Genomic DNA, 25,706 nt, shown 5'->3' on the forward strand with positions numbered 1-25,706 from the left:
TGACGAATTCCGGCTCAGGTCATGGCGACATGCAACGAATCGCGCAGCGCACGCTTCATGACCTTGCCGTTCAGGTTGCGCGGCAGCGGCTCGGTGCCGATGGTCCAGGTCTCCGGCACGGCGTAGTCGGAAAGGCGCTCGCTGCTGAAAGCCTGCAGTGCCGCGGCCTGTGTCGACGCATCCAGTTGCCGCACGCAAACGAAGGCATGCACGCGCTCGCCGAGCACGGCGCACGGCACGCCGACCAGAGCGACCTCGATCACCTCCGGGTGCTCGGTGATCGTGCTCTCTGCCGCGGCGCAAAAGATCTTGTAGCCGCCGCGATTGATGACGTCTTTCTTGCGGTCGAGGATGCGCACATAGCCATCGGCATCCATGCTGCCGATGTCGCCGGAACGCCAGTAGCCGCCCTTGAATTCGGTGGCGGTGGCGGCCTCGTTGCGCCAGTAGCCCTGCGACACCATCGGCCCGGCGATCCATATCTCGCCGGCCTCGCCGCGTGGCACTTCATTGCCGTCGTCGTCGACGATGCTGATCTCGCCACACGACACAGCCAGGCCGACACTGTCTCGATGCTGCGGTGTCTGGCCGGGCGGCATGATGGTCGCCGGTGAACAGGTCTCGGTCGACCCGTAGGCGTTCATCAGCGTGAGGTTGGGCAGGCGCTCGGCCATCGCTTCGATGCTGGCGGAAGGCATCGGCGCGCCGCCGAAGGCGCCGATGCGCCAGTGATGCAGGTCGTGCTCCTGCAGGTTTGGCAGCAAAAGGCACAGGTTGTACATGGCGGGCACCATGATCGTGTGGGTCATGCGCTCTTCAGCCGCGAGCCGCACGAATTCGCCAGCCTTGAAGGGCGGCATCAGCACGACGCAGCCTTGAGCATGCAGCATCGTGTAGAGCTCGGCCACGAGCCCGGTGACATGGCTGAGCGGCACTGCCACCACGCTGCGATCGTCCGGGCCGAGGCCCATGGCCTGCACGAAGTGCATCACCGAATGCACGATGTTGAGGTGACTCAGCATCGCGCCCTTCGGCTTGCCGGTCGTGCCCGAGGTGTAGAGCAGCACGGCGAGGTCTTCTTCGGCGCTGTCGTGCGGTTGCGTGAGCGGCTGCGCCTGCATGAGGTCGCTGAAAGGCTCGAAGCCTTGTTTCGCTCCGCCGACCACCAGGCGATGCCGCAACGATGGCACCGACGTCGACGCAGGAACGAACTCGGCGAGCTCGCGGCTGCACACCAGTGCGAGCGCCTCCGCATCGTTGAGCGAATACGCAATCTCCGCCGCACGGGCTCGCGAGCTGATCGGCACGGCGACCGCGCCAAGCCACGCGCAGGCATAGATGGCGATCACGAACTCGGCGCTGTTGTCCATGAACAGTGCGACCCGATCGCCAGGACCAGTGCCGCGCTGCTTCAAGCCGGCTGCGCACTTGCACACGGCATGGTGCAAGCCGCGCCAGGTGAGTCGTAACGGCCCGATGACCAAGGCCTCGGCATCCGGGCGTGCCGCGAGCACGTCGGCCAGCAACTGCGCCACATGCACGCGTCGCGGCGTAAAGCAGCGCACCACGCGGTCCCCAAAATGAACTTCGCGACGCATCTCCGACATGGTTTCTCCCCAAGGGCCGGGGCGTGCACGAAGCGGCACCGCGGCACTGTGTTGCGACGGCGCGCTCAGCACGCCCCGCATGAGCATTTCGATGCAATGGCGCACCGCGTCTTCGAGGTTGTGGGCAGCGCGGTTCTCTGGCCGGTACCAACGGCCCACGCCGCTCAATGCGCCAACCACCGTGTAGGCCGCCATAGCCGCATCGCCGGCGGCGATCCAGCCTTCGGCCATGCCGGCCTCGATCAGAGTGCGGAACTCGACATCGATCTCGCCCTTGAGCGCACGCAGCTCGCGCCGGCGCGGCTCCGACAGCGGGTCTTCGCCGATGCGGATCACACAAAGGCCGAAGTCGCTGGTCACGATGCCGGCGTAGTTTTCCATCGCGGCGCGGAGCCGCTCGCGACCCGCGAGGCCGCGCTCGGTCGCTTCGTCGATGCAGGCCCGCAGCGCACCCAGACCACGGCGCACGCACTCGAAGAGGATCTCTTCCTTGTTCGCGACGTAGTGATAGAGGGTCGGCTTGGTGACACCGAGGCTTTGCGCGATGTCGTCGAGCGAGGTTCCCTGAAAGCCGCGGTGCGTGAACAGGCGTGCTGCCGCGGTGAGCACGGCGTCGCGCTTGGCGCTGCGTGGCTGCTGCCTTTCACGGTCGGTCCGCCAAGGCGAATCCCCGAGCTCAGTACCCATGCGACTCCTCGTCTATCTGAAGCCATGGATGCGGTCGACCAACCCGAGGCGCCCTCGAAGATACGAGGTTACCGGACGGTAAGCATCCTGACTGAGCGCGAGTTTCTGCCGTTGTATGGCAGGTGCGTATGCTGATTTGCCCTTAGCTGCAGCGCAGCATCGGGCGAAGCGGGGCGGGTGTTACCCGAACGTCGACCGATGGTCGACGCAACGCAATTAGCGCGCGTCGCGTCGCGCCAGCAGCACGTTGCCGCCGGTCGTGTTGAACGAAATCGTCGGTGCGCTGAAGTCGCTCAAGGGCGCGCCCAAGCCGATCTCGCCGCTGCCGTGCAGCACGCACTCCTGCCGGCGCAATGCGATCTCGCCGCTGGCACCGGCGGTACCGTGAAAACGCACCCAGGTGCCGTAGGTGCTGACATCGACCAGCACGCAACTGCCTTGCCGCGCCTCGATGCGCGCGTGCAGCCGCGACACGCGCGGGTCGTTGACGACGAACTGCGCATCGTCGACACGTCCCAAATGAATCGGCAACTCCGCTGCACGGAACATCGAGCGCACATCGAGCCAGGCCAGCTCGATCTGGCCGAAGGTCGAGTCGGGCGCCTTTTGCGGCGCCAGCGATGCCGGCATCGTCAGGAACTCCGAAACCTCTTCCTGCCAGTCGACGCGATGGACGATCGCCATCTCGTTGCGGCCGCGAATGTTGATCGGGCCCAGATTGCGATGCCGAACGCTGCCGTCGTGCAGCTGCTCGATCACCGAATCGGTCGCCCAAATCTGACCCGGGCCGGCCAGGTCGCTCAGGCGCGAAGCCAGGTTGACGGCATCGCCGTAGCAATCACCGTCGACCTCGACGATTTCTCCGCTCGCCACGCCGATCTGCAGGTCCATGCGCAACGGCGCCGGCCAGACAGACAGCCGCTTCTGGTGATTGCGCTGCATCTCCAGCACGGCTGCAGTGGCAGCCGGCCCGCTCTGAAATGTCGCGAAGACGCCATCGCCTAACGATTTGACGACGCGCCCGCCGTGGGATTCGCAAACGCCGCCGATCCACTGAATCAATCGCGTGACGGTTTCCGTCGCTCGCGCGTTTCCCATGGCCTCGAAGACCCGCGTGCTTCCGGTCAGGTCCGCAAAGACGACGGTGGTTTGAATGCCCATTTTGTGAATTCTTTGGTAGCGACAGCTGTTTGATTATGGCAAAGCATTCGTTTCTAGGCGTTAGCGATTAGCGACGTGCAGGCTCGATGCAGCCGCCGATCGTTTTGCGCTCTCCAATGTCAATGTGCGTCCGAAGTACGAACGCAGGCCCGCGGCTGGATTCAACAGGGTCTTTTCTCAGCCCTCATCGCATCCCTGATCACCCAAAACTAAAACTAATGTATCAACTCTTGGGAAAGCGCTTGAACAGTTTCGTGAAGTATGTTGTTTTTAATGATGAAAAAGTGTGTCCGGGCTTGTGCCACCGCTTGACGCCCATTAACGTACGTTCATCAAGTCTCCAGGCAAATAGCTCCCGCGTCATGGTTTCCCCAAGCAGCTTCTTTCGACTTCTGTCCTTCCCCGGCATTGGCTGGAGCCGCTCTGCCGACCGTAAGACAGGGCAAATTCGCACGGTGATGTTGTCACTGTTGCAGGTGCACACCGGCCAGAACGTCCAGCGCCTGATGCAACGCGTGCGCTTTGCCGAAGACGTGGAAGCCCTCTGGTATCTCCGGCAAGACTTGTTGGCCGCAATCAGCGAAGTCGATGGCGAGCTGGAAGCGCGCCGTCAGGTCAAGCAGATCAACGGCATGTTCAAAGGCGGATTGCCCAACACCATGGGCCCGCGCATTCACCAGCGTTTCCCGGTTTGAACAAGTTTTCGGTCTGAACAAGTCAGATCGAGACTGACTTCTTCAGGTCAATGCGCGTGGTCACGGTGGTGCCGATGACCCCACACCAAAAATACATCCCTCTCGTCGGCCGCCATTTCGACTTTGGCGCCCACCGGCAACATCACTTTGGTCGGCACATGGCCGAACGGTAGCCCCGTCAACACCGGAATCTTCAGCAAGCCGCGCAGTCGCGTCACTACGGCCTGCAGGTCGAAGCCGCGGTCGTAACCGGGGATCTTGCGCATGCTTGTGAACTGACCCAGCACGATCGCCTTTTGACGCGCCAGCACGCCCGCATGACGCAACTGGTCGAGCATGCGTTCGATGCGATAAGGATGCTCGTTCACGTCTTCGACGAACAGCACGCCCTTGTCGACCGCCGGAAAATACGGCGTGCCGAGCAGGCTGGTCAGCACGCACAGGTTGCCGCCCCACAACGTGGCACCGTGAATGCTTTTCAACGGCGACGCCATGGCGGCCGCGTCGCGGACCGGAACGCGCCAGCCCGTTCCCTCGCCCTGCCCGCTCGTGAAGTCGCCGAAGCAGTCTTCCATGATGTCGTCCGCGCCTTCTTCAGCTCCGAAGTCTTCGCCCACCGCCGGGCCGGCCCAGGTCACAGCGCCGGTCTTTGCGAACAGCGCGCTCTGCAGCGCGGTGAAGTCACTCAGGCCGACGAACTCGGTGCCGTGCTCGATCGCTTTGGCAATGGCCTTGTACGGAATCGCGTCGAGGATGCGCGTCAGGCCGTAGCCACCGCGTGCGATGAGCGCCACGTCGGCGTGGCTTGCGGCAGCACGCGAGATGGCGGCGAGCCGCACGGCGTCGTCGCCGGCGAAACGCTGGTGCACGCTAAGCGCCGCTTCGTCGATTTCGATCTCGTAGCCCAGTGCCTTGAGCCGTGCGACGCCGCGCTTGAAAGCGGCGCGGTCGCGCACCGCACTGGCGGGGGAATAGATGTAGATGTGTTTTGTCACTCGCGGAAGTATCCCATCGCGTCCTCTATCAATTGGAGCGCCTGCGAAGGGCTCGGGCCGGAGGTTGCCGCGGCTGGCGGGAGCGCCCGCAATGCCGCTTCGTGGCCACGGTCTGGAAACGGCGCACGCCACGCGTGCGCTACGGCCTCGCCACCTTCAGGCGCAGTGAGCACACCCACGAACTGGCGTGGCGCTGCCGCCGACAACAGCGTCGCAAGGTCGGTCGCTGCCGCGCTGTGCACGAGCACCATCGGACCCGTCTGCAAACGATCCAGCCATTCAATCAGCACGTCGCGATGCCAGTCGAGCCGATGCACGACATCGCGCTTGGGCTTGTCGCTCATGCCGAAGCCGATGAGGTCGGGCGCCAGCATGCGTGGGCCGGACATGGCAAGGAGGTACCTGAACAAGTAGCTCCACTCTCCGGGGCCGTGCAGGCACAGCAACGTGGGCTTCGGGACCGCAGGTGCCGTGTCGACGTAATGCATGCGCCAGTCACGCAAGCTCGGGAGGTCGTCGATCCAGCGAGACGTGAAGGGGTAGTCAGTCAGGCCGGTAAAGCGCTCTGGCGGCGTGCGCAGCGCATCGTCGCTCAGCGGTTGGACGCTTTCGCGCGCGGCATCACGGCGCTGGCGAAAAAAGCGCTGAAGCAACTCGCTGCACTGCGCTTCGAGCACGCCGCGCACGACGCGCGTTCGGTGGTTCAAGCGTGGCTCGGCAAAGAGATCGACGACCGATCCGGCAGCGCCCGTCTTGATGTCGGCCGCGCCGAACACGACACGCGCCAGCCGCGCATGAAGCATCGCGCCCGCGCACATCGCGCAAGGCTCGAGCGTGACGAAAAGCTCGCAGCCATCGAGCCGATAGTTGCCGAGTGCCGTTGCGCCGGCCCGAAGTGCGTTGATCTCTGCGTGCGCGCTCGGATCGTGCTGCGCCACGGGCGTATTGCGGCCTTTGGCGACCAGCAAGCCGTCTTTCACGAGCACGGCACCCACGGGCACTTCGCCCGCGTCGGCGGCGGCTTGCGCTTCGCTCAATGCGAGCGCCATCCAATCCTTGTCTGTCATCGGTCGCCGGTGCCTGAGCGGATGTCGCAGACGCGAGCGGCCCTTCGTAGGGCTTTCAATTGTCCTCGGGCATCTTGCGCTGCGGCTGCATCGCCGCATCGATCGCCTGCTTGTACTGCTGCTGCATTTGCTGACTCTGCTCGCGTGCGTTGGCCGGCGCTGTACCGGCGGCGGGCGCTGGCGCACCGGGTACGGAGGTTGTAGCTGGCAAGGTCGGCGCGGCGATCGGCGCGAGCTGCTTCTTCGCCAGCAGGCCGACGATCACGAGGGCCACCAGCAAACCGACCAATCCGAAAATGCGCATGTCAGATTCCTTGTCTGTCGCTTATGTCTGTCGCTCATCTCACGCAGCTGCGGTCGTGTTCATGCCCAGCCGCACCATCCACTCAGCCAGTGCCTGCTCGTCCGGCGACCCTGCAGAAAAGCGCGAATACATCTCGGCATGCGCTTCGCGTCGGTGCTGATTGAGCTTCAGCTTGCACTGCAGGTCGGTCACCCGCAGCGTGAAGCCGACGATGCCGGTCAGCATCTTCTGCTGAAAGTCTTCGCCAAGATCGCGCCACTGTTGTGCGTAGGCCGGCTCATGCTCGGCGATGAGCTTTTTCAGCAGCTCGTCCTTGGCGGCTGGCTCGGTCACCAGTGCCGACTCGACCTTGCAGTGCACCGCGAGGTAATTCCAGGTCGGCACGCGGGCCAGGTCCGGATAGACCGCAGGCGACATGTAGGCATGCGGCCCGAGAAATGTCACGACGGCTTTGGGTCGGGCTTCGAGGTAGCGCCAGTGCGGATTCGGCTTTGCGCAGTGCCCGAGCAAGACGATCGTGCCGTCTTCGTGTTGCTCCGCGACCAGCGGCAGATGCGAGACGAAAGGCAGCCCATCGTCGTCGTTCGAGATCAGGCTGGCGAACGCGTTGGCACGCATCAGCTCGATCGCAATCGCGAGGTCCTTGAAATTGAATTGGGGCGGCAGGTACATGGAGCGTCTCGGGGCGTCTCGGGGCGAGCGATGGTGCGAATTGTCCGCGAGGCGGCGGCTCACTGATGCACCACGTTACCGACGTTGAGGTGCCATTTCAACAAGAGCAAGAACGCTGATGGCGAGAACCGCCCTATGGGCGCATTGAGCTGCCCGGAAGAACACGCTCACTCCCACTCGATCGTCGCAGGCGGCTTCGAACTCACGTCGTAAGTCACGCGATTGATCCCGCGCACCTCGTTGATGATTCGCCCCGACACCGTCTTCAACAGCGCGTACGGCAGCTCAGCCCAATCCGCAGTCATGAAGTCGCTCGTCTGCACCGCGCGCAGCGCGACGACGTAGTCATAGGTACGGCCATCGCCCATCACGCCGACACTCTTTACCGGCAGGAAGACGACGAAAGCCTGGCTCGTGAGGTCGTACCAGCTCTTGCCGCTGGCCGGGTCGATGAAGTTGCGCAGCTCCTCGATGAAGATCGCGTCCGCACTCCGCAGCAAGTCGGCGTATTCCTTTTTGACTTCGCCGAGGATGCGCACGCCCAAGCCGGGGCCGGGGAACGGGTGGCGGTACACCATTGCAGGTGGCAGGCCGAGCGCCACGCCGAGTTCGCGCACTTCGTCCTTGAAAAGATCGCGTAACGGCTCGAGCAGCTTCAGGCCCAGTTGCTCCGGCAGGCCGCCGACGTTGTGGTGGCTCTTGATCGTCACGGCCTTCTTCTTGCCGGTCGACGACTTGGCGCCGCCGGACTCGATGACGTCCGGATAGATGGTGCCTTGTGCCAGCCACTTGGCACCCTTGGCGCCCGCGCTGGTCAGCTTGGCAGCTTCCTGCTTGAACACGGTCACGAACTCGCCGCCGATGATCTTGCGCTTGGCTTCCGGGTCGCTTACCCCCCCAAGTTTGCCGAGGAACAGCTCGCTGGCATCGACGCGAATCACTTTCGCATGCAGCTTGCCGACGAACATCTCCATGACGAGATCGCCCTCGTTCAAGCGCAGCAAGCCGTGGTCGACGAAGACGCATGTCAGCTGGTCGCCGATGGCCCGATGGATCAACGCGGCAGCAACGGATGAATCCACGCCGCCCGACAGACCGAGGATGACTTCTTCGTCGCCGACTTGCTCACGGATCTTCGCAACCGCCTCGGCCACGTGATCTCGCATGACCCAATCGGGCTTGGAGCCGCAGATGTCGAGCACGAAGCGCTGCAGGATCGCCGTGCCCTGCTGCGTGTGCGTGACTTCGGGATGAAACTGCACGCCATAGAAATGCCGCTCTTCGTCGGCCATGCCGGCAATCGGGCAACTCTCGGTAGACGCCATCAGCTTGAAGCCGGGTGGCAGCTCGGTAACCTTGTCGCCATGGCTCATCCACACGTTGAGCATGCCGAAACCTTCGTCGGTCTTGAAGTCGGCAATCTCGTTCAACAGGTCGGTATGACCGCGTGCACGAACGGCCGCTGCGCCAAACTCGCGCTTATGGCCGCCCTCGACCTTGCCGCCAAGCTGGTGCGCCATGGTTTGCATGCCGTAGCAGATGCCGAGCACCGGAACGCCGAGTTCGAACACCGCCTGCGGTGCCTTGTCGGTCGTGTCTTCGTACACGCTGGCATGGCTGCCAGAGAGGATCACGCCCTTGAGCGACCCATCCTTCGCGTAATTGCGAATCCACTCGTTACTGACGTCGCACGGGTGCACTTCGCTCAGCACATGGGCTTCGCGCACGCGGCGGGCAATCAGCTGGGTTACCTGCGAGCCGAAATCGAGAATCAGGATTTTGTCGTGTTGCATGGGGTCGGTCACTCGGCCCGGTAGTTGGGCGCTTCTTTGGTGATCTGCACGTCGTGCACATGACTCTCGCGGATGCCGGCGGTCGTGATCTCGACGAACTCAGCCCTGTTCTGCATGTCTTCGATCGTCGCGCAGCCGCAGTAGCCCATGCTGGCCCGCACGCCACCAGCCATCTGGTAGACGATCGAGACGATCGAGCCCTTGTACGGCACGCGGCCTTCGACGCCTTCGGGCACGAGCTTGTCGGTGTTGGGGTTGCCGGTCGTCGATTCCTGGAAGTAGCGATCGGCACTGCCCTGCTGCATCGCGCCGATGCTTCCCATGCCGCGGTAGCTTTTGTAGCTGCGACCCTGGTAGAGCACGATCTCGCCCGGCGCCTCTTCAGTGCCGGCGAACATGCTGCCCATCATCACGGTGCTGGCGCCGGCTGCGATGGCCTTGGCGATGTCGCCCGAATAGCGCACGCCGCCGTCGGAAATCAGCGGAACGCCGGTGCCTTGCAAGGCGGTGGCGACGCTGTCGACCGCCATGATCTGCGGCACCCCAACGCCGGCCACGATGCGCGTGGTGCAGATTGAGCCCGGGCCGATACCGACCTTGACCGCATCGGCGCCCACGTCGGCCAGCGCGCGTGCCGCGTCGCCGGTCGCGATGTTTCCGCCGATCACGTCGATCTGTGGATAGTTCTTCTTGACCCAGCGCACGCGCGAGATCACGCCAGCGCTGTGGCCGTGCGCGGTGTCCACCACGATGACGTCGACACCCGCGGCCACCAGCGCTTCCACGCGCTCCTCGGTGCCGTCGCCAACGCCAACGGCTGCACCCACGCGCAAACGCCCGGAGGCGTCACGCGCTGCATTGGGGAAGCTGGTCTGCTTGGTGATGTCCTTGACTGTGATCAGGCCTTTGAGTTCCCAATCGCTGTTGATGACCAGCAATCGCTCGAGCTTGTACTTGTTGAGCAGCGCCTTGGCGTCCGCAAGTGTCGTGCCGTCGGGGACGGTGATGAGCTTGTCGCGCTGCGTCATGATCTCGCTGACAGGCGCGTCGTAGCGTGTCTCGAAGCGCAAGTCGCGGCCGGTCACGATGCCGACGACCCTGCCGCCGTCGACCACCGGGAAGCCGGAGATGCCGAGCTGGTCAGACAGTGCCATCACCTGCCGCACCGAATGCGTCGGCGTGATCACCACCGGGTCGCGCAGCACGCCGGATTCGTAGCGCTTCACGCGGGCCACCTCGGCGGCCTGCTGCTGCGCCGTCAGGTTCTTGTGGACGATGCCGATGCCGCCTTCCTGGGCGATCGCGATGGCGAGGCGTGCTTCGGTCACGGTGTCCATCGCCGCTGAAACGAGCGGCAGATTCAACGTGATGTTGCGGGAAAGTCGGGTGGCGAGGGAGGTGTCCTTGGGCAGGACCTGGGAGAACGCTGGCACCAACAACACATCGTCGAAGGTCAGCGCTTTGCCGAGAAGGCGCATGGGGAAGGCTCCAAAAGACGGATTGTAGCGATGGCCCCGTACTTACCCGGACCAAAAGCCGGACCAAGGGCCGGAAGGAGGGAGATGTGGCGCCGCGCCACATTCGAGGCGAACTGTGGCTGTTTCCCCGCGATCCCCTCAAATCAGCCACGTCAAAACGTTGCAAAAGGTAAGGGAGCGCTAAACTGCCCGCCATGAAGTTCGTCCACTTGAATTCGCTCGTCCTTGCATTGGTCTGCGCCGTGCCGACGGTCGCAAGCGCGCAATGGCAATGGATCGACAGCGCGGGCAAGAAGGTTTTCAGCGACCAGTCGCCGCCGCCTGATATTCCGGAAAAGAACATCGTGCGCCGCCCGGGCGGAGGCAGTCCGCGGGTGACCTTCTCGCAAGGGACCCCTTCGGCCGCTCCCGATGCAGCGGAACCGGGCACGGCGCCTGCGCCCGCCATGGCTGCGAGTGGCGCTCGGCCATCCGGCGTCGACAAGGAACTCGAAGAAAAAGCGAAGAAGGCGGAAGAAGCCGAAAAGGCCAAGCGCGCAGCAGAGCTTCAGAAGGTCGCGCAGGCAAAAGCCGAAAACTGCAATCGCGCAAGACAGAGCAAGGCCACCTTCGACAGCGGCATCCGTGTGGCGCGCTTGAACGCCCAGGGCGAACGCGAAATCATCGACGACAAGGCGCGTGCCGAAGAGCAGCAGCGCTTGCAGACGGTCATTGCCAGCGACTGCAAGTAAGTTTGCATGCAGGCGTCCGAGCAGGCTTGCAGCTCAAGTCAGTAACCGTCCTTTCCACCCGGGCGACGGCTGGAAAACAACCCGGTCCCGCGCGCACCCTGGCGTTGAAATCTCTCGCGTCGCGCCACCTTGGGATCCACCTTCAGTGGCCGGCACAGCTCGATCCGGTCATACTCTGCCAGCACACGGTCCCATTCGCATACCCGGCCCCAGACGCCCACGGGCAAGGCAGCCCAATCGAGCGCAGGGAACGAGGCGGGAAGGCGGCTGGCGATCAGAGCATCCTGCGCCGTCGCACCATTGGACAGCGTCACGGTCTCTTCAAAGATCTGGCGGGGCCCTGGCGAATAGACCAACGTGATCTGCATGCGATTCAGCTCTTGCCGTAAACCTGCTCGGCGCGCTTGACGAACCCCTCGACCAGACTCGATGCAATCTTGTCGAATACGGGGCCGATCAAGGCCTGCAGCGCGAAATTGCTGAAGCCGTAGTTCAGGTTCAGTTCGACTCGGCAAGCCCGCTCGCCAGTTTCGCCCACCGGCGTGAACTTCCAGACACCATCGAGGTTCGAGAAGGGTCCGCTGACCAGTTTGAGTTGCACTTCGCGACCGGCAATCTGTGTGTTGCGCGTCGTAAAGCTCTGCCGGATTCCGCCGAACGAAAGGCCGACTTCAGCAGTCATTCCGCTTTCGTCCTGGTCAATCACGCTAGCCCGATTGCACCAGGGCAAAAACTCGGGGTACTTGGCAACATCGGTGACCAGGGCGTACATCTCCTCGGCGCTGTACCAGATGAGGACGGACTTTTGAACGGTTTTCATAGAATCGGCACGGCGTGCGCGACGGATTGTATTGAAGCCATGCCGACCCCACCTTTCCGAGCCATGGCAACCAAAAAGAAACAAGACCCCTCCTCCCGCATCGCCGACAACAAAAAGGCCGCTTACAACTACTTCTTCGAAGAGCGCTTCGAGGCGGGCATCGTGCTCGAAGGCTGGGAGGTGAAATCGCTGCGCGAAGGCAAGGTGCAACTGACCGATGGCTATGTGGTGATCCGTAATGGAGAACTCTTCGTCATCGGCCTGCAGATCAACCCGCTTAACAGCGCGTCGAGCCACATCACGCCGGATTCGGTCCGCACCAAGAAGCTCTTGCTGCACAAGGAAGAGATTCGCCGCCTGATCGGCAAGATCGAACAAAAGGGCTACACCCTGGTGCCGCTCAACCTCCATTGGAAGGCAGGCAAGGTGAAATGCGAGGTCGCACTGGCCAAGGGCAAAGCCGAGCATGACAAGCGCGACACGATCAAGGACCGCGAAGGCAAGCGTGAAGTCGAGCGCGCGATGAAGAAGTTCAGCAAATGAGAACTTTGGCGTTATAGTCACAGAACGTAACAGTGTCACGAGCGAATTTCTGCGCTCGGACCACGCCGCCCACTATTTTTCAAACACATGGCGCTTCAACCTCTCGACGCAAGTCAGGTCAATTCACGCGAGGGCGGACCGAGTTTCAGTCTCTCGAACCGCCTTTTTCGCGCCTTGTGGAACTTGACGTGGGCCTTGCTCGCATCTTGGACGCCACCGCCATTCGGCGCATGGCGCCGCTTCTTGCTCACGCTGTTCGGCGCCCGCATGGGCGTTGCCTGTGATGTCAGGGGCACCGCCAAAGTCTGGTATCCACCTCACCTGCAGATGGCCGACCGCAGCCTGCTAGCGGATCGCGTCAACTGTTACAACATGGCGCCGATTTCGCTCGGCGAACGCGCGCTGGTTTCACAGGGCGCACACCTTTGCGCCGGCAGCCATGACATCCGTACTCGCGACTTTCAGCTGATCGCCAAGCCGATCCACATCGGCGCGGACGTATGGGTGGCTGCTGAAGCGTTTGTGGGTCCCGGCGTCGAGATCGGCGAGGGATCGGTGCTCGGCGCACGCGCGGTTGCATTTAAATCGCTCGAACCCTGGGGCGTCTATGCAGGCAACCCGGCGCAGTTCGTCAAACGCCGCGTCATCCTCGGTACGGCCGGCGACACGAGCGCACCCGGAGATGCAGGCCGGTGAAAGTCCTGAACATCACGCCGACGTTCCATCCGGAGATCGGCGGGATCGAGACAGTGGTGTTGAATCTCTCGGTGCACTGCCAGCGACTGGGCGTCGATGTAGAGGTGCTCTATGTTTCCCCCGATCACAAGCGGCTGCAGACGCGCACGGTCGAAGGTATCAAAGTCACCGACGTGCCACTGATCGGCAGCAAACTGGTCGGATACGCACCGCAGTTGAGGCAGGCGATTCAGGGCTTCGACCTGCTACATATCCACGATCCTCAATTGATGGCCTTGTCGGTAGGCGTCATGCTGTCCGGCAGCCAACTTCCGCGGGTGCTGAGCACCCATGGCGGCTTTCATCACACGCGCCGGTTGGCAGGCGCCAAGCGACTGCATGAAGAGTTCGCGCTGCGCCGCATGCTCGACTCCTACAGATTGGTGTTGGCGACCAGCGAAAACGACGCTGCTTACTTCGGCCGGTTCACCAAGCGGATCAGGGTGACCGGCAACGGCATCGACGTGCAGCGCCACCAAATTGCCGACCGGCCCCCGAGCAACGATTTGCGGCGCTGGGTCTACTGGGGTCGCCTCTCCGAAAACAAGCGCGTCGATCGCCTGCTCGACTACGCCGTGCGACTGAAGGCCATGGGCTATCCGCTCGACCTGCTCATCACCGGAACGGACGTCAGCGGATTGGCTTGCAAATTCCAGGCGCGCATCGACAGCGCGGGTTTGCAAGACAGCGTGCGGCTGGCGCCGCCGATGAACGATATCGATTTGAAAGCAGCCTTGCGCGATCGAACCGTCTTCGCGACCGCCAGCGAATACGAAGGCTTCGGTCTGACCTTGCTCGAGGCGATGGCGGCTGGGCTGCTCGTGGTGTGCCGTGACGTCGAGCCAATGAACAAGTTCGTGCAGAACGGCCAGAACGGCCTCTGCCTCGCATTCGACGGCAGCGACGCCGACTTTGCGAAACTGGTCGAGTTCCTGTCGATGGATCAGCCGCACCAGCAGTCGATGCGCAGCGCGAGCGTGGCGTTCGCAGACGCGTATGACTGGCCGCGAATCGCAAAGCGATTTGTCTCGGCTTATAGCGAGGTCCTGAGCACCACTTAGTCTTTTTGCGGGTCGGTGGAATAAACCGACGACTTTCGGCGTTCGTGTGTGGAAAGGAGCACCGCCTTGTCTTCCACACGACTCCTCGCCAATGTCATCGTTTGCGTTACCGCTTCGCTCTGTCGCGGCGAAACGGCGACGCACTGAGCCAACGCATGGATTCGCAGCCCCTGATCGAACACATTCCCAGCTTGCGACGCTATGCGCGCGTGCTGACCGGCGACGCCTGGGCGGCCGACGATCTGGTTCAGGACACGCTGGAGCGGGCTTGCAGCAAATGGCGGCTTTGGACCGTCGGCAGCGATCTGCGCGCATGGCTTTTCACCATCATGCACAACCTCTTTGCCAGCCAAATGCGCCGGACGTCGCCTCGCGCAACCGTGTCGCTCGAAGACGTATCGAATGAACTTCGCGCCGTCGAGTCAGGGCGCGACCACGGTATCGATCTGCAACGTTGCCTGCATCAACTGCCCGAGGAACAGCGCGCGGTGCTCTTGTTGGTCACACTGGAAGACCTCTCTTATGCCGAAGTCGCAAAAGTACTCGGCATCCCGGCCGGCACGGTCATGTCCCGGCTGTCGCGTGCTCGCGCACGTTTGCACGAGCTGATGGAAGGTACCAGCGCAACGCCTAACCGACCTGGCCTGCGCCGCCTCAAGTGAGCTGAACATGAACGCCCACATTTCCTCCGTTTCCGACGATGAACTGCATGCTTTCGTCGACGGCCAATTGGCGCTCGAACGCGGTGCCGCGATCGACGATTTGCTGAAGCGGGAGCCGGCTCTTGCGGCCCGCGTCGCCTCGTGGCGAGTGCAGCGCGATGCGCTCCGCCAGTTGCACCTCAGCTTGCTCGACGAACCGATCCCCGCACCACTACTGAACGCGCTGGGCGCCCGATCGGCTCGCCATGCAGCGCAGTCGGTGTGGACGCGCTGGGGTGGAATGGCCGCGGGCTTCGCGATCGCCTTTGGCGCCGGCTGGCTGGTCAACGCACAGTGGACGCTGTCGCACGGCACGACCTTGGCGAAGGCGCCTGGGCCCGGACCGGCGCCCACAGGGGCGCTTGCGTCGCACGAATTCGTGCATGCGGCGTCGGTGGCGCATGCGGTGTATGCGCCCGAAAAGCGCCATCCCGTGGAGGTCGCTGCCGCCGAGCAACAGCATCTGGTGCAATGGCTCTCGAAGCGGCTCGACCGGCCACTCAAAGTGCCGGATCTCTCGAGCGAAGGCTATTCGCTGGTCGGAGGTCGGCTGTTGCCGGGCGACGAAGGCGCGCGCGCCCAGTTCATGTTCGAAAGCGCCACTGGCGAACGGGTGACCCTTTACATCGGTGCCCTGGACGCCGCGGCGAGTGCCTTCACGCCATCTCGGGAAACGGCATTCCGTTTCACATCGGAGGGGCCGGTACCCAGCTTCTACTGGGTCGATCATGGGTTCGGCTATGCCGTCGCCGGCAAATTGCCGCGCGACGCGTTGATGAAATTGGCGACGGTCACCTACCGTCAGCTGTCTTAGGGCAATTTAGACTGGTCGCTGGCACAGCTCCAATGTGCCGGCGTTTTTTTGAAACCGAAGGAGAAACTTGATATGAAACTGCTCAGTGCATCGATCCTCGCCGTCACCCTGCTCGCAGGCTGCGCAAGCATGTCGTCCATGATGGCCGACACCCCAACAAAGACATCTGATGGCGTGCTCGTCGGGCCTGACGGCAAGTCGCTCTACACGTTCAACCGCGACACCGCCAACAGCGGCAAGTCGGTCTGCAATGCGGCGTGCGCAAAGCTCTGGCCGGCGCTGCCGGTCGCCGCAACGGCCAAGCCGATGGGCGGCTACACCATCATCGTGCGCGACGATGCCTCCCAGCAGTGGGCCTACAAGGGCTCCCCGCTCTACTACTACGCGAACGACGCCAAGGCGGGCGATCGCACGGGCGACAACTTCAACAATGCGTGGAAGCTTGCGCGCCCCTGAGCGCCTGCGCGTTGGCTCAGCCAAGCCGGCCAAGTGCCGGCTTTTTTATTTTCTTGGCTCAGACCGATCTACCGCTGCGCCTCGAAAGTCCGAACCACTCGTTGCCGACCAACGCAGCGATGACCACAGTACCCCCGGCGAGTACGCTGAAAGCGGGTTCTTCGCCCGCGCCAAGCCAAGCCAAAGCGATGCCGAAGATCACCTCGAGCAGCGCCAGCAGCGACAACTCCGGTGCCTTGAGCACACGGGCGCACATCACTGAAAACACGCAGGGAATGGCCAGCTGGACCAATCCCAGAAATGCCAGCAAACCGAGGTCGTGAGCGTTGACTTGAAAGGGCCATGCGAGCGGCAAAGTAGCCAAGGCACACAAAGCCGCACCGATCAACACCGCAGGCACCATGTCCACATCGTGTCCGGCTGCATGCGCGTGTTGCGTGACTGTCCAATTGCCCGCAGCGGCCAACGGTACGCACAACGCAACCAGGGTGCCGAGAAGCTGACCACCGGCGCTCGAAAATTCGGAGCCGTACATCCAACCGATGCCGATGCCCGCGACGAGAATCGCGATCCAGGTGCGCGTTGCCAGCCGGTGCCCGATGAACAGACGAGCCGCGAGCGCGGTGAATAAAGGCGCTAGCGCCATCGTCACCAGCACGTTCGCGACGCTGGTCAGCGTGAGCGCGACCATATAGGCCGTGAACATCACGCTCCAGCAGACGCCAGATACCCAGAGGGAACGGTTGCCCTGCCGGATCGTCGCGAACACCGCCCGGCCGCGCCAGATCGGCAGTATCACAAGCAGCGACAACACGGTGAATGACGCTCGCCAAAAAGTGACCTCGAAGCTCCGTGCATGCTCCAGGTGGCGCGTCACGACGCCGGCTGTAGCCCACATCAGCGTGACGAGAACCATGAGCCACACGGCACGTCCGTGGGCCATGCGCCCCGAAGTCACCGCATGTTCGTCAGCCGCCATCCGACTCGAACTCACGGTCTTCGAAAGCCCGCAGTTTTTTAGTCGCGGCCGGCGCGCTTGCGCTCGTGTTCCTTCAGGAACCGCTTGCGCAGACGAACGCTCTTTGGCGTGATTTCGACCAACTCGTCGTCTTCAATGAACTCCACGCCGTATTCGAGCGTGAGTTCGATCGGCGGTGTGATCTTGATCGCGTCTTCCTTGCCAGACACGCGGAAGTTGGTCAGCTGCTTGGTACGGGTGGCGTTGACCACCAAATCGTTGTCGCGGCTGTGGATGCCGACGATCATGCCCTCATAAACCGGATCGTTCGCGCGCACGAACATACGGCCGCGGTCGTCCAGCTTGCCCAGGGCGTAGGTGAAAATTTCACCGTCGTCCATCGAGATCAGTACGCCTTGCTTGCGGCCGCCGATGTCGCCCTTGTGCGGTTCGTAGCTGTCGAAGATATTCGCGATCAGACCCGAGCCACGCGTCAGATTCAGGAACTCGTTGGTGAAGCCGATCAGGCCGCGCGCCGGAATGCGGTACTCCAGACGAACACGGCCGCGTCCGTCCGATTCCATGTTGGCCAGATCGCCCTTGCGCTCGCCCATGGCTTGCATCACGCCGCCCTGGTGCTGCTCCTCGACGTCGATGGTCACCATTTCGATCGGCTCGTGGCGCACCCCGTCGATATCCTTGAACACCACGCGCGGCTTGGACACAGCGAGCTCGTAACCTTCGCGGCGCATGTTCTCCAGCAGGATGGTGAGGTGCAGTTCGCCGCGGCCCATGACCTCGAAGATGCCTTCTTCCCCGGTTTCGGCGACGCGCAAGGCTACGTTGTGCTGCAGCTCTTTCTGCAGGCGGTCCCAGATCTGGCGGCTGGTGATGTACTTGCCTTCACGACCGGCGAGCGGGCTCGTGTTGACGCAAAAATTCATCGTCAGCGTCGGCTCGTCGACCTTGAGCATGGGCAACGGTGCCGGATTGATCGGATCGGTCACGGTGACGCCGATACCGATGTCGGTCAGGCCATTGATCAGCACGATTTCGCCCGGACCGGCTTCCGTCGCTTGCACGCGCTCCAATCCCTGGAACGTCAGCACTTGGTTGACGCGACCCTTGACGGCCTTGCCGTCCGTACCTTCCATCACAACCACGTCCATCATCGGCCGGACGGTGCCCTGGCTGATGCGGCCAACGCCGATGCGGCCGACGAAGGTGGAGAAATCGAGTGCGGAAATCTGCAATTGCAGCGGTGCATCCGGGTCACCCTTTTGAGCCGGCACGTGCTTGAGCACGGTGTTGAAGAGCGCCGACATGTCGGGGCCCCACTGCTCACCCGCCTCGCCTTCTTCCATCGACGACCAGCCATTGATGCCCGAGGCGTACACCACCGGGAAATCGAGCTGCTCGTCGGTCGCACCGAGCTTGTCGAACAGGTCGAACGCCGCGTTGACAACGAAGTCAGGGCGCGCACCGGGCTTGTCGACTTTGTTCACCACCAGAATAGGCTTGAGGCCGAGGGCTAGTGCCTTCTTGGTCACGAAGCGCGTTTGCGGCATCGGGCCTTCTTGCGCGTCGATCAGCAGCACAACGCCGTCGACCATAGACAGTGCGCGTTCAACTTCGCCGCCGAAGTCGGCGTGACCGGGAGTGTCGACAATGTTGATGTGCGTGCCTTCCCAGGTCACGGCGCAATTTTTGGCAAGAATCGTGATGCCACGTTCTTTTTCGATCGCGTTGTTGTCCATCACTGTGTCGACCACTTTCTCGTGCTCGGCGAAGGTGCCGGACTGGCGCAGCAGCTGGTCGACCATCGTGGTTTTGCCATGGTCGACGTGGGCAATGATGGCGATATTGCGGATTTGCTTGATGCTCATGATGTCGTTTCGCAGAAAAAATGGGGGACGGGGGCGTTCAAAAGGATTTGCTGGATTTCAATGGGGTTCAGCAAGCGCCCCGGAATCAATTCGTTGGCCACGATATGGGCCGAGCCCAAAAACGCAGCAGGCTCAATGCCGAATACCGCCACCTCGGCTGCATCGGCCCAATCGCCGCGCCGGCGCAGGCCGGACAGGAACCGCGCCGCATCTTCCGTGCCCAACGTGACGCGGTCGTGGCCGGCGACGAGGGACTCGGCAGGGAGCAAGAGCGCGAGCCGTTCGTCTTCGGCCATGGCTTCGAGCGCTTCGAGCGTCACGCATTGCGAGACGTCGAAGTCACCCGTCGCGGTGCGGCGCAATGCAGTCAGGTGAGCGCCGCAACCCAATGCTTCGCCGATGTCTTCGCCGAGCGTGCGGATGTAAGTTCCTTTGGTCACTGTCGCGGCGATCTTCACGGCGCGGTACGGCGCCATGTCGGGCGTCTCAGTGACCGAAAGCCTGTGCACGACGACGTCGCGCGGCGCACGCTCGACCTCGATGCCTTCGCGGGCGTATTCGTACAGCGCTTTGCCGTCTTTCTTCAACGCGCTGTACATCGGCGGAATCTGGCGGATCGGCCCGGTGAACCGCGCCTCGACACGTTTCAGGTCTTCGGCAGCGAGATGAACTGCACGTTCTGCGATCACTTCGCCTTCAGCATCGCCGGTCGATGTTTTCACGCCCAGTCGGGCCGTGGCCTCGTAGGTCTTGTCGGCCTCGAGGTGCAGTTGACTGAACTTCGTCGCTGCACCGAAGCACAACGGCAATACGCCAGTCGCCAACGGATCGAGCGTGCCGGTATGCCCCGCCTTTTCGGCGCGCAGCAGCCACTTGGCCCGCTGCAACGCCTGGTTGCTCGAAAGGCCGAGAGGTTTGTCGAGCAACAACACCCCATGCACGGGGCGCCGCTGCACCCTGGTGCGAGGGGCGTTCATGGCTACTCGTCCTTCGAGCGGGAGGCGACTGCCTGAGCGATCAACGCATTCATGTCGGCCGCACGCTCGGTGGTTCGGTCGAACAGGAAGTGCAGCGTCGGCACGGTATGGATATGGAGGCGTTTGAACAGGCCGTTGCGGAGAAATCCGGCTGCCTGATTCAACGCTTCGGTGGTCTCGACAATGTCGCCCGTGAGCACGCTGAAGAAAATCTTGGCGTGCGCGTAGTCGGGCGTGACCTCGACCCCCTGGATCGTGACCATGCCTACGCGCGGGTCCTTCAACTCGCGCGCGATCAGTTCCGTCAGATCGCGCTGGATCTGATCAGCAACCTTGAACGAGCGGTTGGGGGCTGCGGCTTTTCTCTTGGGCATGGCCAGGTTCGCTTGGGCGCTTTACAGCGTCCGGGCAATTTCCTTGATCTCAAAGAACTCGAGCTGATCGCCCTCTTTGATGTCGTTGTAGTTCTTGAGCTTGATACCGCATTCGAAGCCTTCCTTGACCTCGCGCACGTCGTCTTTCATACGTTTGATCGAGTCGACCTCGCCGGTATAGACGACCACGTTCTCGCGCAGCAAACGGAAATGTGCACTGCGGTTGACCGAACCCGAAGTGACCATACAACCTGCGACCGTACCGATCTTGGAAGCGACGAACACCGTGCGGATCTCGGCCGAGCCGATGATCTCTTCGCGGCGTTCGGGCGCCAGCATCCCGGACATCGCAACCTTGATCTCGTCCACAGCGTCGTAAATGATGCTGTAGTAGTTCAGCTGCACGCCGTTGTTCTCGGCCAGCTTGCGCGCACCAGAGTCGGCCCGCACATTGAAGCCGATGACGACCGCCTTCGACGCGATGGCCAGGTTGATGTCGTTCTCACTGATGCCGCCGACACCGGCGTACACGATCTGCACCTTGACTTCTTCGGTCGCCAGCTTGAGCAACGATTGCGCCAATGCTTCCTGCGAACCCTGAACGTCAGCCTTGATGATCAGGCGCAGCGTCTGCACCTCGCCTGCAGACAGGTCCGTGAACATGCTCTGCAGGTTCGATGCCTGCAAACGCGCCAGCTTGGTGTTGCGGAACTTGCCGGCACGGTAGGTGGCGATTTCGCGCGCACGGCGCTCGTCGGCCATCACCATGAACTCGTCGCCGGCTTGCGGCACCTCGGTCAGGCCCTGAATCTCGACCGGAATCGATGGACCCGCGGTCTTGATCGTCTTGCCGTCTTCGTCCACCATGGCGCGCACGCGGCCATAGGTCGAGCCGGCGAGCACCACATCGCCAGTCTTCAGCGTACCGGACTGGACCAACACGGTCGCGACGGGACCACGGCCCTTGTCGAGGCGCGCTTCAATGACCAGACCCTTGGCAGCGGCATCGACCGGCGCACGGAGTTCGAGCACTTCAGCCTGCAGCAGCACTTGCTCGAGCAGTTCGTCAACGCCCTGGCCGGTCTTGGCCGAGACAGAGATGAAAGGCACTTCGCCGCCGTACTCTTCGGGCACGACTTCTTCGGCCACCAGCTCCTGCTTGACGCGGTCCAGGTTGGCATCGGACTTGTCGATCTTGTTGATCGCGACCACGATCGGCACACCGGCAGCTTTCGCATGCTTGATGGCTTCCTTGGTCTGCGGCATCACACCGTCGTCGGCCGCCACCACGAGGATGACGATGTCGGTGGCCTGTGCACCACGGGCTCGCATGGCGGTGAACGCCTCGTGACCCGGGGTGTCAAGGAACGACACCATTCCACGATCGGTTTGCACATGGTAGGCACCGATGTGCTGCGTGATGCCGCCGGCTTCGCCCGCTGCGACCTTGGCACGGCGGATGTAGTCGAGCAACGAAGTCTTGCCGTGGTCGACGTGACCCATGACCGTAACCACGGGTGCACGTGGCAACGACTCTGCGGTCTGTGCGGCCGCGTCGTCGTCGGTGAAGGCTTCCGGATCGTCCAGTGCCGCCACCATCGCGTTGTGACCCATGTCTTCCACGATCACCATCGCGGTGTCCTGGTCGAGTGACTGGTTCATGGTCGCCATGATCCCGGCCTTCATCAACTGCTTGATGACTTCCTGGGCCTTGACGGCCATCTTGTGCGCAAGCTCGGCCACGGTGATGGTTTCCGGCACGTGCACGTCGAGCACGCGCGCTTCGACCGGAGCGGCTTGCTGCTGATCTTCGTGGCCGCCACGATCGTTGCTGCCACGACGGCCGCGCGGGCCTCCGCGCCAATTGCCGCGACCGACGCCACCGCTGGCATCGCCGCGGGTCTTGATTTCCTTCTTCTTGGCCGGATCGCCAGCCCAGCTCGACGAGAGCTTGGCGGACTTGACGTCCTTGCTGGCGCCGGGCGCGGTCGTGCCAGGCGCTGCAGGTGCGCCGGGACGTGCCGCGGGCGTGGCGGGCTTGTGCAAAGTGCCCTTAACGGCCGGCTTGACTTCTGGCGCAGGCTTTTCGGGCACCTTGTGCGGCACAAGCACGCGAGCGGGCGCATTCATCATCGCGCGGATGGCTTCGGCTTCGGCGAGTGCCTTGCGGCGGCGTTCGTCCAGATCCTTGGCACGTGCAGATTCTTCGTCGGCACGGGCCTTCGAATCGGCCGCGGCCTTGGCTTTGGCGTCTTCCTTGGCTTGCGCCACGGTGGCGTCGGCTGCCGCCTTGGTGGCAGCAGCACTGGTCGCTTCTTCGGTTATCGCAGCCTTGCTGGACGCGCCTTCGGTCGCGACGGCCGGCACAGCAGCCGCCTTCTTTTCGGCGGCGCGTGCTTCCTGTTCGGCTTTTTCAGCACGCTCGGCGTGCTCGCGCTCTCGCGCTTCGCTTTCTTCGCGAATGCGGCGCTTTTCGACCAGTTCTTCTTCCTGGCGGCGAATCAGTTCGGCCTGACGGCGAGCTTCTTCTTCGCGCCGCGCCAATTCAGCTTCGTCTATGCCAGGGGCAGCAGGCGCCTCAGCCTCATGCACCGGCTCGGGCGCCGCGGTCGGCCCTTCATCGCGCTGGATGAATGTGCGCTTCTTGCGCACTTCGACCTGGATCGTGCGCGCACGCCCCATCGCGTCGGCCTGCTTGATCTCGCTGGTCGACTTCTTGGTGAGCGTGATTTTCTTGCGCTCGGGCTCGGCCGTGCCGTGGCTGGCCTTCAGGAAACCGAGCAAGCGCTGCTTGTCGGCCTCCGTGAGCGCATCGGTAGGCGCGGCTTTGGGCACGCCTGCGCTCTTGAGCTGGTCAAGCAAGGTTTCGGGAGTCTTCTTGAGCTCGTTCGCGAACTCGGCGACAGTGGTACTGGACATATTGGTTTCGTGCCTTCATGACCGTCACTCTTGGCCAGCGAACCAATGTTCGCGGGCTTTCAAGATGAGGGTCGTGGCGTCAGCGGCGCTGTGGCCGGTGATCTCGGTAAGTTCATCGACCGCAAGGTCGGCCAGGTCGTCACGGGTGTGTACACCCGCCTCGGCCAGTTTTGGAATCAACTCAGGGTCCAGGCCTTCGAGGTCGCGCAGATTTTGCGAGACGGTCTCGACGCCCTCTTCCTTGGCGATTTCCATTGTGAGCAGCGCATCTTTTGCACGCGTGCGCAGCTCATTGATCGTGTCTTCGTCGAAGCTCTCGATTTCAAGCAGTTCTGAGATCGGCACGTAAGCCACTTCTTCGAGGCTGTTGAAGCCCTCGGAGATCAGGATATCGGCCATTTCCTCGTCGACATCGAGCTTTTCCATAAAGAGCTTGCGGCTGGCATCGGTTTCGACGGCCTGCTTTTGCGCAGACTCGTTGGCGTCCATGATGTTGATCTTCCAGCCGGTCAGGTCGGACGCAAGGCGCACGTTCTGCCCACCGCGGCCGATGGCGATGGCGAGGTTTTCCTCGTCGACCACCACGTCCATGGCGTGCTTTTCTTCATCGACGACGATCGACGACACATTGGCGGGAGCCAAAGCACCGATGACGAACTGCGCTGGATCTTCGGACCACAGCACGATGTCGACGCGCTCGCCGGCCAGCTCGTTGGTAACGGCATTGACACGCGTACCGCGCACGCCGACGCAGGTGCCGATCGGGTCGACACGCTTGTCGTGCGACAACACGGCGATCTTGGCACGCGAGCCCGGATCGCGAGCGCAGCTCTTTATTTCGAGCAGGCCCTGTTCGATTTCTGGCACTTCCTGGCGGAACAGCTCGATCATGAATTCCGGCGCCGAGCGCGACAGGATGATCGGCGCGCCGCGCAGCGTCAGGTCGACTTCCATGATCATGGCGCGGACGCGGTCGCCATTGCGCAGGTTTTCCTTGGCGATCATTTCGCTGCGGCGCAGGCGCCCTTCGACGCGACCAGCCTCGACGATGATGTCGCCCTTGTCCAGGCGCTTGACGGTGCCGACGAAAATCTTATCGCCGCGCGACATGAAATCGTTGAGCAGCATCTCCCGCTCGGCGTCGCGGATCTTTTGCAGGATGACCTGTTTGGCCGCCATCGCGCCAATGCGGCCGATGGGTACCGAGTCCACCGTTTCTTCGATGTACTCGTCGACCTCGATGTCGGGCATCTCTTCCTTGGCTTCGAACAGGAGGATTTCCTGGTCGGGCAGCTGCAGGCCGGCTTCATCCGGAACGACATGCCAACGGCGGAAAGTCTCGTAGTCACCGCTGTCGCGGTCCACGACCACGCGGATGTCCACGTCGCCCTGGTGGAGCTTCTTGGTGGCCTGGGCCAGCGCAGACTCGACCGCGCCGAAGACGACGTCACGTTCGACGTTCTTCTCGCGCGAGATCGCATCCACCAACATCAACATTTCGCGATTCATGCCACTGCTCCTCGATCAATCCTGTCCATTGCCTGTGGCGGCTTTGGCGGTTTTCGTCTTGCGACCCTTGAAATCCACAATCGGCGCGAGCCGCGCGTCACGCAGCTCGTCCAACCTGAAGCCGAGCGCCTGCAACGGGGCCGGCTCACGCTTCTTGCTCACTTTTTGTCCAGGCTTGGTCTTCGGCTCTTCGCTCCAGACGATCTGCCAGCCTCTGACGGAATCGCTTCCGTCGGCGCCAGCCGCACCTTCGACACGCTCCAGCGTGCCGCGAAACTTCTTGCGGGTGGGCGACACCTGGCCCGCCGCGGCCGCTCCCATGGGGGCCTTCAGCGTGAGGTCGATCACCTCGCCTGCGAAACGCTCGAAATCCTGCTCATTGCGCAGCGGCCGGTCAATACCCGGCGAGGAAACCTCGAGCCGCTTGTATTCAGCACCGTCCACTTCCAACGCGAACTGCAATTGCCGCGTGACCTTCTCGCAATCTTCCACCGTGACGGCAGGATCGGGCAACCCGGCAGCCACAGCTTCCGAATTGGGGGCCTTCCATGGCAAATCAATCGTCACGCGCAGCAACCCCCCGGCCGATCTTTCGATCTCGACGAGGTCGTAGCCCAACCCTTTTACGGTCGCGACCACGGTTTGTTCCACTGTCTGCTGCAATGCCACGTGTTCGAAGGTGCCCTATCTGGAAAGCCGGAATGCCGGAAATGCACAGACCAAAAAAAACGGGCGGTTGGTACCCGCCCGTTTGGTCGTGAGC

Annotated in this window: 25 protein-coding genes; 8 read left to right on the plus strand and 17 right to left on the minus strand. The window is 62.7% G+C overall.

The features are described 5' to 3' along the window. Nucleotides 1-14 precede the first annotated feature (14 nt). A complete protein-coding gene (locus tag QN397_RS15350; RefSeq protein ID WP_323495220.1) occupies nt 15-2,294 on the minus strand; it encodes an AMP-binding protein in 2,280 nt (759 codons plus the stop codon). Between the two features lie 216 nt (nt 2,295-2,510). Next, nucleotides 2,511-3,455: an adenylate/guanylate cyclase domain-containing protein gene (locus QN397_RS15355; RefSeq protein ID WP_323495219.1), complete on the minus strand. Its 945-nt coding sequence runs from the start codon at nt 3,453-3,455 to the stop codon at nt 2,511-2,513. Between the two features lie 218 nt (nt 3,456-3,673). Here QN397_RS15355 and QN397_RS15360 point away from each other — a divergent pair, with 218 nt between their 5' ends. Continuing rightward, entirely contained in the window at nt 3,674-4,150 is a 477-nt protein-coding gene (locus QN397_RS15360) for a hypothetical protein (RefSeq protein WP_323501342.1), read from the plus strand. Between the two features lie 47 nt (nt 4,151-4,197). Here QN397_RS15360 and QN397_RS15365 read toward each other — a convergent pair whose 3' ends face one another. The 6 genes from QN397_RS15365 to guaB all read right to left on the minus strand — a co-directional run bounded on the left by QN397_RS15365 (nt 4,198) and on the right by guaB (nt 10,459). Then, nucleotides 4,198-5,145, minus strand: coding sequence for an LD-carboxypeptidase (locus tag QN397_RS15365; protein WP_323495217.1), 948 nt, complete (start codon nt 5,143-5,145; stop codon nt 4,198-4,200). After that, nucleotides 5,142-6,212 (minus strand): tRNA adenosine(34) deaminase TadA, encoded by a 1,071-nt coding sequence (tadA, locus tag QN397_RS15370; protein ID WP_323495216.1) that lies wholly within the window; start codon nt 6,210-6,212, stop codon nt 5,142-5,144. The genes QN397_RS15365 and tadA overlap by 4 nt, the downstream gene beginning before the upstream one ends. Nucleotides 6,213-6,267: 55 nt before the next feature. Then, a complete protein-coding gene (locus tag QN397_RS15375) occupies nt 6,268-6,516 on the minus strand; it encodes a hypothetical protein (protein WP_323495215.1) in 249 nt (82 codons plus the stop codon). Nucleotides 6,517-6,555: 39 nt separating this feature from the next. Then, entirely contained in the window at nt 6,556-7,188 is a 633-nt protein-coding gene (locus QN397_RS15380) for an FMN-binding negative transcriptional regulator (RefSeq protein WP_323495214.1), read from the minus strand. 167 nt (nt 7,189-7,355) lie between these two features. Beyond that, nucleotides 7,356-8,981, minus strand: coding sequence for a glutamine-hydrolyzing GMP synthase (guaA, locus tag QN397_RS15385; protein WP_323495213.1), 1,626 nt, complete (start codon nt 8,979-8,981; stop codon nt 7,356-7,358). An 8-nt stretch (nt 8,982-8,989) separates the two neighbouring features. Next, nucleotides 8,990-10,459 (minus strand): IMP dehydrogenase, encoded by a 1,470-nt coding sequence (gene guaB, locus QN397_RS15390; protein ID WP_323495212.1) that lies wholly within the window; start codon nt 10,457-10,459, stop codon nt 8,990-8,992. Nucleotides 10,460-10,653: 194 nt separating this feature from the next. Between guaB and QN397_RS15395 the strand changes: the two genes are divergently transcribed. After that, nucleotides 10,654-11,190, plus strand: coding sequence for a DUF4124 domain-containing protein (locus tag QN397_RS15395; protein ID WP_323495211.1), 537 nt, complete (start codon nt 10,654-10,656; stop codon nt 11,188-11,190). A gap of 38 nt (nt 11,191-11,228) precedes the next feature. Here QN397_RS15395 and QN397_RS15400 read toward each other — a convergent pair whose 3' ends face one another. Next, the gene (locus tag QN397_RS15400; protein ID WP_323495210.1) at nt 11,229-11,558 is read right to left on the minus strand and encodes an RnfH family protein; all 330 of its coding nucleotides are present in this window, start codon (nt 11,556-11,558) and stop codon (nt 11,229-11,231) included. Nucleotides 11,559-11,563: 5 nt separating this feature from the next. Then, nucleotides 11,564-12,010, minus strand: coding sequence for a type II toxin-antitoxin system RatA family toxin (locus QN397_RS15405; RefSeq protein WP_323495209.1), 447 nt, complete (start codon nt 12,008-12,010; stop codon nt 11,564-11,566). A gap of 63 nt (nt 12,011-12,073) precedes the next feature. On the opposite strand from QN397_RS15405, the gene smpB reads away from it, so the two are divergent. The 6 genes from smpB (at nt 12,074) to QN397_RS15435 (ending at nt 16,320) form a co-directional block, all read left to right on the plus strand. After that, nucleotides 12,074-12,553, plus strand: a complete 480-nt coding sequence (smpB, locus tag QN397_RS15410; RefSeq protein ID WP_187052072.1) for an SsrA-binding protein SmpB — start codon at nt 12,074-12,076, stop codon at nt 12,551-12,553. Between the two features lie 87 nt (nt 12,554-12,640). Then, complete coding sequence (locus tag QN397_RS15415) at nt 12,641-13,249, plus strand: putative colanic acid biosynthesis acetyltransferase (RefSeq protein ID WP_323495208.1); 609 nt, start codon at nt 12,641-12,643, stop codon at nt 13,247-13,249. Next, complete coding sequence (locus tag QN397_RS15420; RefSeq protein ID WP_323495207.1) at nt 13,246-14,349, plus strand: glycosyltransferase; 1,104 nt, start codon at nt 13,246-13,248, stop codon at nt 14,347-14,349. Before QN397_RS15415 ends, QN397_RS15420 begins: the two co-directional genes overlap by 4 nt. Nucleotides 14,350-14,504: 155 nt before the next feature. Continuing rightward, nucleotides 14,505-15,011: a sigma-70 family RNA polymerase sigma factor gene (locus QN397_RS15425; RefSeq protein WP_323501343.1), complete on the plus strand. Its 507-nt coding sequence runs from the start codon at nt 14,505-14,507 to the stop codon at nt 15,009-15,011. Between the two features lie 7 nt (nt 15,012-15,018). Then, the gene (locus QN397_RS15430) at nt 15,019-15,864 is read left to right on the plus strand and encodes an anti-sigma factor (protein WP_323495205.1); all 846 of its coding nucleotides are present in this window, start codon (nt 15,019-15,021) and stop codon (nt 15,862-15,864) included. Nucleotides 15,865-15,936: 72 nt separating this feature from the next. Beyond that, on the plus strand, nt 15,937-16,320 hold the full coding sequence (locus tag QN397_RS15435) for an ATP-binding protein (protein WP_187052077.1): 384 nt from the start codon (nt 15,937-15,939) through the stop codon (nt 16,318-16,320). 58 nt (nt 16,321-16,378) lie between these two features. Here the strand turns inward: QN397_RS15435 and QN397_RS15440 are convergent, their stop codons facing one another. Genes QN397_RS15440 through rimP form a run of 7 tightly spaced genes read right to left on the minus strand, consistent with a single transcriptional unit; the run spans nt 16,379 to nt 25,612 of the window. Beyond that, entirely contained in the window at nt 16,379-17,299 is a 921-nt protein-coding gene (locus QN397_RS15440; RefSeq protein ID WP_323501344.1) for a DMT family transporter, read from the minus strand. Nucleotides 17,300-17,337: 38 nt separating this feature from the next. Then, nucleotides 17,338-19,164: a translational GTPase TypA gene (gene typA / locus QN397_RS15445; protein WP_187052078.1), complete on the minus strand. Its 1,827-nt coding sequence runs from the start codon at nt 19,162-19,164 to the stop codon at nt 17,338-17,340. Next, nucleotides 19,161-20,141, minus strand: coding sequence for a tRNA pseudouridine(55) synthase TruB (gene truB, locus QN397_RS15450; protein WP_323495202.1), 981 nt, complete (start codon nt 20,139-20,141; stop codon nt 19,161-19,163). Before truB ends, typA begins: the two co-directional genes overlap by 4 nt. Nucleotides 20,142-20,143: 2 nt before the next feature. Beyond that, a complete protein-coding gene (gene rbfA / locus QN397_RS15455) occupies nt 20,144-20,515 on the minus strand; it encodes a 30S ribosome-binding factor RbfA (protein WP_187052080.1) in 372 nt (123 codons plus the stop codon). 21 nt (nt 20,516-20,536) lie between these two features. After that, nucleotides 20,537-23,434 (minus strand): translation initiation factor IF-2, encoded by a 2,898-nt coding sequence (infB, locus tag QN397_RS15460; RefSeq protein ID WP_323495201.1) that lies wholly within the window; start codon nt 23,432-23,434, stop codon nt 20,537-20,539. A 24-nt stretch (nt 23,435-23,458) separates the two neighbouring features. Next, nucleotides 23,459-24,943, minus strand: a complete 1,485-nt coding sequence (gene nusA / locus QN397_RS15465; RefSeq protein ID WP_187052082.1) for a transcription termination factor NusA — start codon at nt 24,941-24,943, stop codon at nt 23,459-23,461. Nucleotides 24,944-24,958: 15 nt separating this feature from the next. Continuing rightward, the gene (rimP, locus tag QN397_RS15470; RefSeq protein WP_323501345.1) at nt 24,959-25,612 is read right to left on the minus strand and encodes a ribosome maturation factor RimP; all 654 of its coding nucleotides are present in this window, start codon (nt 25,610-25,612) and stop codon (nt 24,959-24,961) included. Nucleotides 25,613-25,706 lie beyond the last annotated feature (94 nt).

The organism is Variovorax sp. RTB1 (assembly GCF_035018765.1).
Taxonomy (GTDB): domain Bacteria; phylum Pseudomonadota; class Gammaproteobacteria; order Burkholderiales; family Burkholderiaceae_C; genus Variovorax.

Coding starts and splice junctions, on each gene's coding strand:
- QN397_RS15435 (WP_187052077.1), top strand. CDS start 15,937: ATGAAACTGCTCAGTGCATCGATCCTCGCCGTCACCCTGCTCGCAGGC.
- rbfA (WP_187052080.1), bottom strand. CDS start 20,515: ATGCCCAAGAGAAAAGCCGCAGCCCCCAACCGCTCGTTCAAGGTTGCT.
- guaA (WP_323495213.1), bottom strand. CDS start 8,981: ATGCAACACGACAAAATCCTGATTCTCGATTTCGGCTCGCAGGTAACC.
- QN397_RS15430 (WP_323495205.1), top strand. CDS start 15,019: ATGAACGCCCACATTTCCTCCGTTTCCGACGATGAACTGCATGCTTTC.
- QN397_RS15425 (WP_323501343.1), top strand. CDS start 14,505: ATGGATTCGCAGCCCCTGATCGAACACATTCCCAGCTTGCGACGCTAT.
- guaB (WP_323495212.1), bottom strand. CDS start 10,459: ATGCGCCTTCTCGGCAAAGCGCTGACCTTCGACGATGTGTTGTTGGTG.
- nusA (WP_187052082.1), bottom strand. CDS start 24,943: ATGAATCGCGAAATGTTGATGTTGGTGGATGCGATCTCGCGCGAGAAG.
- tadA (WP_323495216.1), bottom strand. CDS start 6,212: ATGACAGACAAGGATTGGATGGCGCTCGCATTGAGCGAAGCGCAAGCC.
- QN397_RS15440 (WP_323501344.1), bottom strand. CDS start 17,299: ATGGCGGCTGACGAACATGCGGTGACTTCGGGGCGCATGGCCCACGGA.
- QN397_RS15415 (WP_323495208.1), top strand. CDS start 12,641: ATGGCGCTTCAACCTCTCGACGCAAGTCAGGTCAATTCACGCGAGGGC.
- infB (WP_323495201.1), bottom strand. CDS start 23,434: ATGTCCAGTACCACTGTCGCCGAGTTCGCGAACGAGCTCAAGAAGACT.
- QN397_RS15360 (WP_323501342.1), top strand. CDS start 3,674: ATGTATCAACTCTTGGGAAAGCGCTTGAACAGTTTCGTGAAGTATGTT.
- QN397_RS15355 (WP_323495219.1), bottom strand. CDS start 3,455: ATGGGCATTCAAACCACCGTCGTCTTTGCGGACCTGACCGGAAGCACG.
- QN397_RS15375 (WP_323495215.1), bottom strand. CDS start 6,516: ATGCGCATTTTCGGATTGGTCGGTTTGCTGGTGGCCCTCGTGATCGTC.
- QN397_RS15405 (WP_323495209.1), bottom strand. CDS start 12,010: ATGAAAACCGTTCAAAAGTCCGTCCTCATCTGGTACAGCGCCGAGGAG.
- typA (WP_187052078.1), bottom strand. CDS start 19,164: ATGAGCATCAAGCAAATCCGCAATATCGCCATCATTGCCCACGTCGAC.
- QN397_RS15395 (WP_323495211.1), top strand. CDS start 10,654: ATGAAGTTCGTCCACTTGAATTCGCTCGTCCTTGCATTGGTCTGCGCC.
- truB (WP_323495202.1), bottom strand. CDS start 20,141: ATGAACGCCCCTCGCACCAGGGTGCAGCGGCGCCCCGTGCATGGGGTG.
- QN397_RS15380 (WP_323495214.1), bottom strand. CDS start 7,188: ATGTACCTGCCGCCCCAATTCAATTTCAAGGACCTCGCGATTGCGATC.
- QN397_RS15400 (WP_323495210.1), bottom strand. CDS start 11,558: ATGCAGATCACGTTGGTCTATTCGCCAGGGCCCCGCCAGATCTTTGAA.
- smpB (WP_187052072.1), top strand. CDS start 12,074: ATGGCAACCAAAAAGAAACAAGACCCCTCCTCCCGCATCGCCGACAAC.
- QN397_RS15350 (WP_323495220.1), bottom strand. CDS start 2,294: ATGGGTACTGAGCTCGGGGATTCGCCTTGGCGGACCGACCGTGAAAGG.